This is a genomic window from Bifidobacterium sp. UBA6881 (assembly GCA_002451435.1).
Lineage (GTDB): Bacteria > Actinomycetota > Actinomycetes > Actinomycetales > Bifidobacteriaceae > Bifidobacterium.
This window is the reverse complement of the sequence record DKCF01000082.1, coordinates 6,317-17,476: the sequence shown is the minus strand read 5'-3', so window position 1 is coordinate 17,476 and position 11,160 is coordinate 6,317. Positions and strand designations below refer to the sequence as shown.

General features: G+C 61.7%; 8 protein-coding genes. 1 reads left to right on the top strand and 7 read right to left on the bottom strand.

Translation table 11 applies throughout. The annotated features are described in order from the left end of the window. Positions 1-553: 553 nt before the first annotated feature. The 7 genes from B3C64_RS06435 to B3C64_RS06405 all read right to left on the bottom strand — a co-directional run bounded on the left by B3C64_RS06435 (position 554) and on the right by B3C64_RS06405 (position 9,766). Positions 554-1,918, bottom strand: a complete 1,365-nt coding sequence (locus B3C64_RS06435) for a PFL family protein (RefSeq protein ID WP_291534550.1) — start codon at positions 1,916-1,918, stop codon at positions 554-556. A 48-nt stretch (positions 1,919-1,966) separates the two neighbouring features. Then, a complete protein-coding gene (locus B3C64_RS06430) occupies positions 1,967-2,239 on the bottom strand; it encodes an ACT domain-containing protein (RefSeq protein ID WP_291534549.1) in 273 nt (90 codons plus the stop codon). Positions 2,240-2,507: 268 nt separating this feature from the next. After that, positions 2,508-3,932 carry a DHA2 family efflux MFS transporter permease subunit gene (locus B3C64_RS06425; RefSeq protein WP_291534548.1) on the bottom strand — a complete coding sequence of 475 codons (1,425 nt, stop codon included), beginning with the start codon at positions 3,930-3,932 and terminating at the stop codon, positions 2,508-2,510. Between the two features lie 574 nt (positions 3,933-4,506). Then, positions 4,507-5,811 (bottom strand): MFS transporter, encoded by a 1,305-nt coding sequence (locus B3C64_RS06420; protein WP_414632174.1) that lies wholly within the window; start codon positions 5,809-5,811, stop codon positions 4,507-4,509. 559 nt (positions 5,812-6,370) lie between these two features. Next, entirely contained in the window at positions 6,371-7,621 is a 1,251-nt protein-coding gene (gene galK / locus B3C64_RS06415; RefSeq protein WP_291534545.1) for a galactokinase, read from the bottom strand. Between the two features lie 84 nt (positions 7,622-7,705). Further along, positions 7,706-8,956: a galactose-1-phosphate uridylyltransferase gene (gene galT, locus B3C64_RS06410; protein WP_291534544.1), complete on the bottom strand. Its 1,251-nt coding sequence runs from the start codon at positions 8,954-8,956 to the stop codon at positions 7,706-7,708. A 6-nt stretch (positions 8,957-8,962) separates the two neighbouring features. Beyond that, positions 8,963-9,766, bottom strand: a complete 804-nt coding sequence (locus B3C64_RS06405; protein ID WP_291534543.1) for a DeoR/GlpR family DNA-binding transcription regulator — start codon at positions 9,764-9,766, stop codon at positions 8,963-8,965. Between the two features lie 203 nt (positions 9,767-9,969). Between B3C64_RS06405 and B3C64_RS06400 the strand changes: the two genes are divergently transcribed. After that, a complete protein-coding gene (locus B3C64_RS06400) occupies positions 9,970-11,118 on the top strand; it encodes a quinone-dependent dihydroorotate dehydrogenase (RefSeq protein WP_291534542.1) in 1,149 nt (382 codons plus the stop codon). The last annotated feature ends 42 nt before the right edge of the window (positions 11,119-11,160 follow it).

The following is an 11,160-nucleotide window of genomic DNA, read 5'->3' as shown; positions in this document are numbered from 1 at the left end:
ACAAATCCCAGCGACCGCATGAGGAGAACCAACATATGAGTGTCTCCACAAACGGACGCCGCACGAATCCAAGCGTCCATCCACGGAGAGCCACACCTGAAAAATCTCTGCAAACGGACACTACGCAAAAGTAAGCGTCCGCATCCAGGGAGTCGAAATCGCCCGTCTCTCCGAACGGACGCCGGGCAAACGCCATTGACTACATCAAGAGAATCCGAAACAGAGCATCTCCCTGAACGGACGCCGGGCAAACCCCAGTGACCACGTCAGGAGAACCAGAATCGACCTGCCCAAAACCAATCCTATGCGCGAGCTATATGTGAGCAAATGGACCGTGTAGAGAAATCTGGTAATGCGAGGTACGAACATCTCAAGAAGAGCGATTTGTGACGGCATTGCGTCTAAAACGTGAATGCCCTGCAGCAATAATTAAATAAGCAGCACTCCGATGTTTAGCAGCACGCCGCCAAACGCCAAAACAACGAATCCCGTCAAAAAATCCCCGGCACCGTTCGGGCCGGGGAATCCAAGGTACCGCAAAACCGCCGAAGCGTCAGTTCTTGAAGGAGTGGATCGGAGCCGGAATACGGCCGCCGCGGGTGACGAACGCCTCGCAGCTGGTCTGGTTCACCGGAATGATCGGCGCGTAGCCCATCAGACCGCCGAAGTTGGCCATCTCGCCGACGCCCTTGCCTTCGACCGGAATCACGCGCACGGCGGTGGTCTTCTGGTTGACCATGCCGATGGCGGCCTCGTCGGCGATGATGCCGGAGATGGTGGCCGCGGTGGTGTCGCCGGGGATGGCGATCATGTCAAGGCCGACGGAGCACACGCAGGTCATCGCCTCGAGCTTCTCGATCTTCAGGCAACCGCTGTTGGCCGCGTCGATCATGTTCTTGTCTTCGGAGACCGGGATGAACGCGCCGGACAGGCCGCCCACATAGGAGGACGCCATGATGCCGCCCTTCTTCACCTGGTCGTTGAGCATGGCGAGCGCCGCGGTGGTTCCCGGGGCGCCGACCTGCTCGAGGCCGATCTTCTCCAGCACTTCGCCGACGGAATCACCGACGGCCGGGGTCGGGGCGAGCGACAGGTCGATGATGCCGAACGGCACACCGAGGCGACGGGATGCCTCCTGGGCGACCAGCTGGCCGACACGCGTGATCTTGAACGCGGTGCGCTTGATGGTTTCGCACAGGAATTCGAAGTCCTTGCCCTTGGCTTCGTCGAGCGCGCGGGAGACCACGCCGGGGCCGGAGACGCCGACGTTGATGACCGCGTCGCCCTCGGTCACGCCATGGAAGCCGCCCGCCATGAACGGGTTGTCGTCCGGGGCGTTGCAGAACGCCACGAACTTCACACAGCCGTAGGAGTCGTTGTCGGCGGTGGCGTGCGCGATGTCCTTGACGATATGGCCGAGCAGTTCGACGGAATTCATGTCGATGCCGGTCTTGGTGGAGCCCACGTTCACGGAGGAGCACACGATGTCGGTTTCGGACAGCGCCTTCGGCAGGGAGCGGATGAGCATCTCCTCGGCCGGGGTCATGGACTTGGACACGAGCGCGGAGTAGCCGCCGATCAGATCGACGCCGACTTTCTTGGCCGCGCGGTCGAGCGCGTGCGCGATCTTGACGAAGTCGTCGGAGCTCTTGCAGGAGCTGGCGCCGACCAGCGAGATCGGCGTGACGGTGATGCGCTTGTTGACGATCGGGATGCCGTAGTCGCGTTCGATGGCCTTGCCTGTGGAGACGAGGTCCTTCGCGTACGTGGTGATCTTGTTGTAGACGTTCTCGCAGACCGTGTCGACATCGTCGGCCGCGCAGTCCAGCAGGCTGATGCCCATGGTGATGGTGCGCACATCGAGCTTCTCCTGCTCGATCATCTTGTTGGTCTCGTGGACCTCCATGATATTCAGCATGGTTTTTCCTTACGATTCGAAGATTCGGTTACTCGTATGCGTCGCCGATCAGACGCGGTGCATCTTGGTGAAGATCTCCTCGCGCTGGCAGCGGATGCGCACGCCGATCTGTTCGCCGAGCTTGTCGAGATCGTCCACAATGGCGCCGAATTCCTCGTCGGCCTTGGAATAATCCACAATCATCATCATGTTGAAGAAGCCGTCGATGATGGTCTGGGAAATGTCGAGCACATTGACCTGATGAGCGGAAAGGTACGTGCAGACGCGAGCGATGATGCCGACAGTGTCCTGGCCGACGACGGTGATGATTGCCTTGTTCATGGAACTCCCTAAACGCTAGGTATGTATACCAGTTACCCTACCGGCGGAAACGCCGGACATGGATTCAAGTATAGGAAAGGCACGCGCCAAAACGCGTGCCTTCTTTCACAATCCATTACATACTGAGATGACGGAATCCGGGATGGCAGAGCCTGAGATGGCGGATGCCTCAAACCACCGAGACGCCACAACACATTCGTTGAATGTTTCGTTGGACGTCATCGGACGCCATCACCCCGGTATGCTCCGATGCTTCAACGTCCACGCATCAGGCGCGTTCCGCGACCGGAACGCCCTGCGGCTGGCGGATCTCACGCTTCTTGTCCAGGAAGAAGGAGAAGCCCAGCACGGCCACGATGAGCACAAGACCGAACACGTAGCCGTAACGGGAACCGGCGACGAAGCTTTCCGCCTCGGTCGCGCCGGAGCCCATGCCCAGCAGGCAGGTGGCGACGGAGGTGCCGATAGCGCCGACAACCTGCTGCATGGTGTTGAGAATCGTGGAGCCGTCGGCGGCGAGCTCGCGCGGCAGTCCCTTCAATGCGGCGGACTGCGCGGACTGCTGCATCAGCGGAATGCCGATCATGAACACCACGTGCGCCAGCACGAAGAACATCGGGGACGTGGTGACGCCGATGGCGAGGAACAGCAGCGAACCGATGATCGCGATCACCGCGCCGACACGCACCAGCGGAGCGGCGCCCACACGGTCGAACATACGGCCGGACAGGAAAGAGCAGATGGCGTTGACCACGCCACCGGCGAGCATCAGCATGCCGGCCACGGTGGTGTCGAGTCCGAGGCCACGCTGCAGCTCCTGCGGAGCCAAGTACATCAGAGCCAGCGTGCAGGCGAAGGAGCAGGTGACCATCAGGGCGGGCACGCGGAAGGAAGCGATGCCGAGGGCGCGAAGGTCAAGCACCGGGTTGTCGATGTGCAGCTGGCGGTAGGCATAGAACGCCACAACGGCGATGCCGATGACCAGCAGTGCGATCACCAGTGCGGAGAAGCCCATATCCGAGACGAGGCTCACGCCTGCGACGAGGCAGCCGAAGCCGATGACCGAGGCGAGCACGGAAAGCAGGTCGACCTTCGGATGGGTGGTTTCGATCGGAGTGACGAAGAAGGCCATGGTGCAAATGATCGCGACGACGGCGAGCACCGCGAACAGCGCGAAGATCGCACGCCAGGAGAACAGGCCGATAAGCGCTCCGGCCAGGGTCGGGCCAATCACCGGGGCGAACATGATCACCAGACCGGCCACACCGTTGGCGGCGCCGATCTTCTGCGGGGGGAACACGCGCATGATGGCCGCGTACATGGTCGGCAGCACGATACCGGTGCCGATGCCCTGGATGATTCGTCCGGCCAGCACAAGCGCGAATACCGGAGCGGCAGCGGAGAGCACGGAGCCGACGAAGAAGCAGCCCAACGCCACGAGCACGAGCGTCTTCGCCTTGACCCACTTGAGCAGGAAGCCCACGCACGGCAGCACGATGCCGATGGCGAGCATGTAGCCGACGACCATCCACTGCGCGGTGCCGGTGGAGATGCCAAAGACATCGCACAGATCCGGCAGCGCGATGTTCATGGACGTTTCGGACAGCATGCCCAGAAACGCGCCCAGATAGAGTCCCAGCATCACCTTGTGCGGATGCTCGAAACGCGGTCCATGGTTCTGCTGCATTTTCATGTCTTGTGATTGCCGAGTGACTTCGGACACAGTACCTCTCATCTTTCCAAACTCATACATCATCATTCGTCTTATGCCGTGTGGCGAATCGTTCTGCCGCGTCGCGCGGAATGCCCCGCAACGCATGATGCGCATGAAAAAGCCCGGACCATGGTGGTCCGGGCCTCATCGCCTTGTTTTCCGGCAAAGGAAAAACCGCACGGCGTAAGCCTTGGTGTATCGGCTGTGCCATGCGGTTTTCGAAACATTTGTCAACGTAGCATGAATACGAAATCTTCGTAAGTGAGCTCGGCGTGTCACACGATTCCGAATTTGCCGGCCGCGATCAAAATCATGCGAAACCCTCATAGCCTAGGGGGTATCAGAACCCGGGAAAATGACTCCACGCGCACTGGTCAGACACCCCCGTACCAGGATTTTGGGCAACTGCGTTTCGCACAATTTTAAAATTAACGGTCAATATTGGAATTGTGCGAAACATCAAAGAGCCCGAACGCAAAAGGCCGTCACATCCAATGGATGCCACGGCCTTTTGCGGCAAACCGGAAATCCGGCGGAGGATCAAGAAGGGCGATCAGGCCTCGTAATCCTTGTCCTTGCTCTCCTTGATGACAAGCAGGGCGACCAGAGCCACGGCGGCCATGATGGCCATGTAGTAGCCGACGCCGGCAATGCCGATCTTCGGATTGCTCACCAGCAGCTGGGCGATGGTCGGGGCGAACGCGCCGCCGAAGATGGCGGCCAGGTTGTAGCTCAGACCGGCGCCGGAGTAACGCACGTGGGTCGGGAACAGCTCAGGCAGGTAGGCGCCGCACGGTCCGAACAAGCCGCCCATGATGACGAAGCCGACGCACAGGAACACCATGACGCGCGGCACGCTGTGCACCAGCAGCAGCGGGGTGAAGAAGCTGAAGACGAGCGCGACGGCGGTGACGAAGAGCATGACCTTCTTACGGCCGTACTTGTCGGCGGACAGGCAGGAGACCACGATGAAGATCGCGAAGAACACCACGGAGATCATCTGCATCATCAGGTACTGCGGCTGGGTGAACTTCAAGTACTGCACGCCATAGCTCAGCGACCAGGTGCCGAGCACGTAGAACAGCGTGTAGGTGATGCCCATGGCGAGCGTGCCGAGAACGACTTCCTTCCAGTACGGCAGAAGGGAGCGAAGCGGGTGCTTGACGACGCGGTGCTCGGCCTCGGCCTTCTTGAAGACCGGGGTCTCGGACATGCGGGCGCGGACGTACAGGCCGATGACGACCAGCACGATCGAGGCGAGGAACGGGATACGCCAGCCCCAGGCGCCCATGCGCTCGTTGCCGAGGTGGGTGATGAGCAGCAGGTTCAGACCGTAGGCGCAGAAGAATCCGATCGGGGCGCCGAGGTTCGGGAAGGAGCCGTACAGCGCGCGCTTGCTCTTCGGAGCGTTCTCCGTGGCGACCAGCGCGGCGCCGGACCATTCACCGGCGAGGCCCACGCCCTGGCATGCGCGGCAGAGGCACAGGATGATGATGGAGACGCCGCCCAGCACGTTGTATCCAGGCAGGCAGCCGACCAGGAAGGTGGCGGTGCCCATAGTCAGCAGTGCGATGACCAGCGTCTTCTTGCGGCCCATGTGGTCGCCGAAGTGGCCGAACAGCATGGAGCCGAACGGACGTGCCAGGAAGGACACGGCGAACGTCGTGAAGGACATGATCTTGGCCAGCGCCGGATCGGTGACGTTGGCGAAGAAGATGGCGCTGAAGTAGCTGGCCGCGGCGATGGAATAGCAGTAGTTATCGTAGAATTCGATTGCGGTGCCGACCATCGACGCTGCGATGATCTCCGGCACGGAATCCTTTTTCGCCGGCTTCGCCGCCGTTGCGGCGGCCGACATGGTAGTTGCGGACATACGTCCAATCCCCTCTTATTGAGTTGAACCCCTCTATGCGGCATCTTGATGAGATGCCCGATCGGAACGCGGACGCATGAGCTTATGGCCTACAGCGGAGCCGCACTCCGCTGTGTCTGCCCGTTATTATGCCCGCCCACGACGAGGGATGGTCCGAATGGCCACATTGTGGACCCCACATTGCGGATCAACGGGTTCCACGGGTTCAGGAAGGCCCGCCATCGCGTCTCAATTGCGAATGGTCCGAACTTCGATATGGGCAAGCCGGCGCGTTACCAGCAAAATCGCACCTCAATCGCGGAAGATTTGCACGAATGGTTCGAGCAGCTGGGAGCAGCGCATGGAAAAGCGCGAAAAACAATGGGGCCGTCCCCAAAAGGAGACGACCCCATTCATATTGGATATGTCATCGGATATGCGCCCTCGGACCCGCCGGAAATTCCGGGAATCCACATCGGAAATGTGATTCGAGATTCCCGCCCGGCATTCCCGTTTTATCGCGGTCTCCGGTTCCGACGAGCCCTGCGGCCGAATACGGCCCGCTTCACTGCTCGCGGCTTGCGGACGCCGCGGCGTATGCCGGCAGCGCGCGCGGCGCGTTGAATCCTTCCTTCTCGAAGCGGTCGGCGATCTTCTGCGCGATGGCATGGCCCTGGCCCTTGTCGACGAGCGCGATGATGGAGCCGCCGAAGCCGCCGCCGGTCATACGCGCGCCGTAGGCACCGTTGGCGCGGGCCACCTCCACGGCGATGTCGAGTTCCGGCACGGTCACCTCGTAGTCGGCGGCGAGGGAGTCGTGCGACGCGTTGAACAGCTTGCCGGCCTCTTCGATGTTGCCGTCGGCGAAGGCGTGCACGAAGGAGTTGACGCGCGCGATTTCGGTGACGACGTGGCGCACGCGCTTCTTCATGACGTCATCGGGCAGTTTGTCGAGCGTTTCCTTGAGCGCCTGGAACGGATCGTCGGATTTGGCGATCTCATCGGCGGACACGCGCAGGTTGGCCACGCCGAGGATTTCCGCGGCCTTCTCGCAGGTGGCGCGGCGCTGCGCGTACTGGCCGTCGTTGAGCTGATGCGGGGCCTGGGTGTCGAGCACAAGCAGTTCCAAACCGTACTTGTCGAGGTCGAATTCCTGCTGGGAGACGTTTTCCAGCGGGCTCAGCTCGGGGCGGCAGTCGAGGCGCAGCGCGTGGCCTTCGGTGCAACGCATGGACGCGTTCTGGTCGAGGCCGCCGGTCGAGGCGCCGGCCATGTCGTTCTCGGATTTGATCGCCGCGTTGATCAGCGTCACACGGCCGGCGTCGGATGCGCCGTAGCCGAGACCGTACACGTCATCGAGCGCGAGCGCGGTGGAGCAGGTCATGGCGGCCGAGGAGCTCAGGCCCGAGCCCAGCGGCACGCAGGAGGAGAATGCGGCATCGAAGCCCTTGACGGAATCGAAGCCGGCTTCGCGCAGGGCCCATGCGACGCCCACCGGGTACGCGGCCCAGCCCTTCACTCCCCCGGCTTCAAGACCGTCGAGGTCGGCTTCGGCCACTTCGTCCGGCGCCACGTCGGACACCACGCGCACCTTGGTGTCCTCGCGCGGCTTCAGCGCGATGAAGGTGCGGTGCGGCAGCGCGATCGGCAGGCACAGGCCCGCGTTGTAGTCGGTGTGTTCGCCGATCAGGTTCACACGGCCCGGAGCGGCCCATACGCCAGCCGGCTTCTCGCCGTAGGTGGATGCGAACAGGTTCGTGGCGATGTCCACGCCCTCGTCGTGCGAGAGCGGCTCAATGAATTCAACAGCAGTCATTGGTGTTTTGTCCTTTCAGCCTTCGTGATGAATCATGATGGCCGGCCATGGGGCGGCCTTCCCCGTGGCCGGCCTTGCTTGTGCTCAGCCTTCGATGTCGATCGGGCCGAGCTCGTGGAAGCGCTTGGCGATGAGTTCCGGCGTGGTGTCGGAGACCCAGGCGGCCATGCCCGATTCGGAACCGGCCAGGTACTTGATCTTGTTGGCGGCACGGCGGAACGAGAAGAACTGCAGGTTCAGACGGTAGTTCTCGCGGCGCTTGTCGTGGATCGGGGCCTGGTGCCATGCGGCGATGTACGGCAGGTCCATGCCCTTGCCGTCGCCCTTGTCGAAGAACGCGTTGCCGCGCTTGAGCAGGGTGGAGTACATGACGGCGAGGTCCCAACGCTCCTGGTCGTTGAGCTCGTCCAGGGTGAGCACGTCGCGCACCGGCGCCACATGCACCTCAAGGGGCCAGCGCGCCGCGGCCGGCACGTACGCGACCCAGCTGTGGTTGCGCATGACCACACGTTCCTTGGCTTCGAGTTCGGCGTTCATCAGGTCCTTGAGCAGGTTGCCGCCGGTCTTCTCGTGGTATGCCTCGGTGTGCTTCAGCTCGGCCTCCAGCTTCGGCGCGATGAACGGGTAGCAGTAGACCTGTCCGTGCGGGTGCGCCAGGGAGACGCCGATCTCCTGTCCGTGGTTCTCGAACGGGAAGATCTGCTCGATGCCGTCGATCTTGGAGATCTCCGCGGTGCGGAAGGCCCATGCCTCGACGACGGTGCGCAGACGGGAGACCGGCAGATCGGCCGGCAGGCCGTTCTCGTCCGGGTCGAAGCAGATCACTTCGCAACGGCCGGCCGCCATCTTCTTCTCCCACAGCGGATTGCCGTCGACGTATTCGACGGCCTCGGAACGACCCGGCACGCGGACCATCGACGGGAACCGGTTCTCGAACACGACCACGTTGTAGTCGGTGTCGGGAACCTCGCCGTCCTGATACGGGTCGCCCGGCTTGCGCGCGGCAAGCGGGTTGCCCTTCGCGGTGGCGCCGGGGCCTGCGGTGATCGGACGGTTCATGCGTGCGGTCGCCATCGGAATCCAGTCGCCGGTCAACGGATCGCGGCGCATTTCCGGAGCTGCGTACGGCACTTCCTCGCCGGCCGCGTTCAGCTGGTTGGAGAAACGGTATGCCAGCTGGCGCGGGTCCTTGAGCTCGCGGGTCTTCTTGCCGGAGACGTATTCCGGATCGTCGTCGAGGTAGAAGAAGTCTCGTCCGTCGGCAAGCGTCGTCGGCGTGATGCGGATATGCTTCTTCGCGTATTCCCCTGGAGTGTAGTTGGCGAATTCACTCATTGGTGATCACTCACTTTCCTGAATCAGCTCGCTCTGGTGGGCCAGCACGAGTTCTTTGACCAAATCCCTTGTTTTTCCAACCGAATCGGGATCGAGCCCGTCATCGGTAATGACCGTGTCCACCTGGTCGAAGCGTGCGAAAAGCGACAGTGACGTGCAGCTCCACTTGGTGTGGTCGGTCAAAATTATCGTCCGGTCGGCGATGTCCATCATCGCCATATCGGTCGCGGCCTCCAGCGAATTCGGCATGAGGAAGCCGCGCGGAATGGACACGGAATGCGTGCCCAGAAAAACGGTGTTGACCCGCAGGGAGGACACCACCTTGTCGGCGATGGGGCCGACAAGGGAGTTGGAACGGGTGGTCACACCACCGGTCACGATGACCTCCACGTCCTTCGATTCCAGCGCCTGCACCAATTCCGCCACGGGGATGGAGTTGGTGAGGATGGTGATTCCCGACGATTGCTGGGATTCCAGCAGATGCTGCGCGAAGATGTACGCGGTCGTGCCGCCGCCGATGGCGATCACGTCGCCGGGAGCCACGTATTTGACGGCTTCCTGCGCGATGGCGTCCTTCAGGCCGATGTCCATCTGCGACTTTACAGAGAACAGCGGTTCGCTCAATAGGGTGCTGGTGGTGACGGCGCCGCCGTGCACGCGTTTGAGCAGTCCCTTGTCTGCCAGATCAGCGATATCTCGGCGGATGGTCATGGCGGAGACGCCCAATTCCTTGGACAATGCGGTGATGCGCACCGCGCCGCGGGTGCGCAACCTGCTTAATATCAGATGCTGACGTTGTGACGAAATCATTCGAACATTATCGCACACGTTCACTCAAAATAAAAACCGACTTGAGCGTTTCGCATGTTTTCCAAGCAAAAAAGCTCACGCTACAATCTTTAATCGCACAAAATCGAACGCACATCGTCGCATACCGCCATCGACCACCGACAGGCGACAAATCCGCACATATCGCCGTGCGAAAACATCGAAAGAGTGCGAAAATGGTGTTCATGACGTATGTTTCCGAAAATTACTGGCACGATGCAGTGAACAAGGCCACCACCGATCTGTTCACCTTCGGCTACAAGCACATCATCAAACCGCACTTCGTGTTCAACCACGCCCCCGACGTCGCGCATGAGCAGATGATCGAATTCTGCCGCGTCACCAAGAACATTCCGCCGCTGATGTGGCTGTGCCGCGAAATGCTCAACTACACCGACCCCATTCTCGAAACCTCGGTGATGGGAGTCGACTTCGCCAATCCGTTCGGGCTTTCCGCGGGACTCGACAAGAACTGCGACATGCCCGTGCTGCTCGACAACGCCGGATTCGGTTTCGAGACCGTCGGCTCCACCACGTCCCGCCCATGCAAGGGCAATCCGAAGCCATGGTTCCACCGTCTGCCCGAATACGATTCGATGATCGTGCACGTCGGCCTCGCCAACGACGGTTCGCAGAAGGTGATTCCGCGCGCCGAAAACGCATGGACGAAGGCGCGCGACATGCAGGTGTCGGTCTCCATCGCCCGCACCAACGACGAGAAGACCGGCGACCTGGACGAGGGCATCGAGGACTACTGCATCTCCATGCGCCGCGCCGCGGGACGCTCCGCGATGGTCGAGGTGAACATCTCCTGCCCGAACACGAAGGCCGGCGAGCCGTTCACGCAAAGCCCCGAGGCGCTCGACAGGCTGTTCACCGCATTGGACGGCATCGACCGCCCGCAGCCGACGCTGGTGAAGATGCCGTTGAACACAAGCTGGCCGGAATTCAAGGATCTGCTCGACGTGCTCGCCGAGCACAATGTGCAGGGACTGTCGATCGCGAATCTGCAGAAGGACCGCACCGGCATGAACATCCCACGCGATTGGGAGGGGGGATTGTCCGGATCCCCCTGTTACGAGGCGAGCAACGAACGCATCCGCCAGGTCTACCGCGAATACGGCGAGCGCTTCGCGATCGCCGGCATCGGCGGCGTGTTCACGCCGGAACAGGCGTACGCGAAGATCCGCTCCGGCTCCTCGCTGGTCATGTTCGTCAGCGCGTTGATGTACCGCGGACCGCAGCAGATCACCGTGCTGAAGCGCGGTCTTGCGGAGCTGCTGCGCAAGGATGGCTTCGACCACGTCGGCCAGGCCGTCGGCATCGACGCCTGATACACATTGCGGCGCGTATGCAACGCACTCCGGCCTGCATGC

What these genes read in the sequence shown, in the direction of transcription:
- B3C64_RS06400 (WP_291534542.1), top strand. Translation starts at nt 9,970, where the DNA reads ATGACGTATGTTTCCGAAAATTACTGGCACGATGCAGTGAACAAGGCC.
- galK (WP_291534545.1), bottom strand. Translation starts at nt 7,621, where the DNA reads ATGACTGCTGTTGAATTCATTGAGCCGCTCTCGCACGACGAGGGCGTG.
- B3C64_RS06405 (WP_291534543.1), bottom strand. Translation starts at nt 9,766, where the DNA reads ATGATTTCGTCACAACGTCAGCATCTGATATTAAGCAGGTTGCGCACC.
- B3C64_RS06420 (WP_414632174.1), bottom strand. Translation starts at nt 5,811, where the DNA reads ATGTCGGCCGCCGCAACGGCGGCGAAGCCGGCGAAAAAGGATTCCGTG.
- B3C64_RS06430 (WP_291534549.1), bottom strand. Translation starts at nt 2,239, where the DNA reads ATGAACAAGGCAATCATCACCGTCGTCGGCCAGGACACTGTCGGCATC.
- B3C64_RS06435 (WP_291534550.1), bottom strand. Translation starts at nt 1,918, where the DNA reads ATGCTGAATATCATGGAGGTCCACGAGACCAACAAGATGATCGAGCAG.
- galT (WP_291534544.1), bottom strand. Translation starts at nt 8,956, where the DNA reads ATGAGTGAATTCGCCAACTACACTCCAGGGGAATACGCGAAGAAGCAT.
- B3C64_RS06425 (WP_291534548.1), bottom strand. Translation starts at nt 3,932, where the DNA reads ATGAAAATGCAGCAGAACCATGGACCGCGTTTCGAGCATCCGCACAAG.